Raw genomic sequence first — 1,524 nt, 5'->3', positions numbered from 1 at the left:
CGCCGCCGTCCGCGACCGCCGCCGCACCGAACGGGCCGACGCGGCCGCGCGGCAGGCCGCCGCCGAGGCCGGGGAGGCGGCCGCAACGGCAGCCGCCGCCCACCTGGAGGCGCAGGGGCACCTCAGCGAGGTGCAGGCCACCCTGCGCGGGTTCCAGGAGTCGGCCGAGCACCGCGACCTGCTGGAACGGTCCCGGACGGTCGCCGCGCACCGGACCACCGCTGACCGGGCAGCCGACCGCGCCGCCTCGGCCCGGCACGCCGAGGAGGCCGCAGCCTCGGTGGTCGTCCGGGTGGCCACCGAGGCCGTCGAGGCCGCGGCGCGCACGTCGGCCCGGCTGGGTGACCTCGCCGAGCAGGCGGCCGGCGCCGGGGTGCCCACCGCCCTCCCGGCCGAGCTCGTTGCGCGGGTGCTCGACGTTCCCGGTGGTACCGAGCCGGTCCGCTCCACCCCGGACCGTGATCCCGAGCCACTCCGGCGGCCGGCCGGCGCGACCGTCGATCTGGGTGACGCCGACCCGGCGGCCCTGCGGACGGCGGCCGGCGTCGTCCGGCAGGCCGCCGCGGACCGGCGCAACCTGGTGGGCACCCGGCTCACCGAGCAGCGACGGCTGTCCGGCCAGGAGACCGAGGTGCTGCGCGCCGAGCACCGCCGGGACGAGGCGCTCACCCGGGAGACCGACAGCGCCGCCCGGCGGGACGCCGCGGTCGAGCAGGAGCTGGCTGCCGGGGCGGGCCTGCGCGAGCAGTGGCGTGCCTGGGTGCAGTCGGCGGAGACCACCCGCCGGCTCGGCGACGTGGACTGGGCGGACACCGTCGTCGGCGGCTGGCTGTCCGACCCGGCCGACGACCCGGCCGACGACGAGGCCCTCGACGGGGACCGCCTGGACCGGCTCGACCGGGCCGCCGCCGAGGCCGCCGCGGGCGCCACCGAGCGACTGCTGACCGAGCGCGCCGATCTCCAGCAGCAGCGACGGGCCGCAGACGAGCAAGCCCGTGAGCTGACCGCCCGGCTGGCCGACCTGCGAGCCGAACGGGACCCGGAGCCCGACCGGCCAGGCTGGACGACGTCACAGCCGGGCATCCCGCTGTGGCGGGCGGTCGACTTCACCGCCGGCGCGAGCCCCGAGGACCAGGCCGGCGTCGAGGCCGCGCTGCTCGGCTCCGGGCTGCTCACCGCCGTGCTCGCTCCGGACGGGATCACCGCCCCGGCATCCGGCCACCTGCTGGTGGACGCCGCCGGGCCGCTCGCCCCGCGACCGCTCTCCGCCGTCCTGCGGCCCGACCCCGACGGCTGCGCCCCGATCGGCCAGGTGGCCGCCGTCCTCGCCCGGATCGGCTGGACCGACCGAGCCGGCAGCTGCTGGCTCGACCGGGACGGGTCCTTCGGGCTCGGCGCCCTCACCGGACGGCACACCGTGCCCCACGCCCGGCACATCGGCGCCACCGCCCGCACCCGGCACCGCGCCGAACAGATCGCCGTCCTGGAGGGGGAGCTGGCCGAGGTGCAGGCGACGGTCGCCGC

The 1,524-nt window shown here is 79.4% G+C and carries 1 protein-coding gene; it reads left to right on the top strand.

Translation table 11 applies throughout. The features are described from left to right. Window positions 1-1,524 (top strand): hypothetical protein (locus IN07_RS26045; RefSeq protein WP_036340980.1); only part of this gene is annotated, 1,524 nt, incomplete at both ends.

The organism is Modestobacter caceresii (assembly GCF_000761485.1).
GTDB classification, from domain to species: domain Bacteria; phylum Actinomycetota; class Actinomycetes; order Mycobacteriales; family Geodermatophilaceae; genus Modestobacter; species Modestobacter caceresii.
Note: the sequence above shows the minus strand (reverse complement) of the source record. Positions and strands in the feature narration are given on the sequence as shown.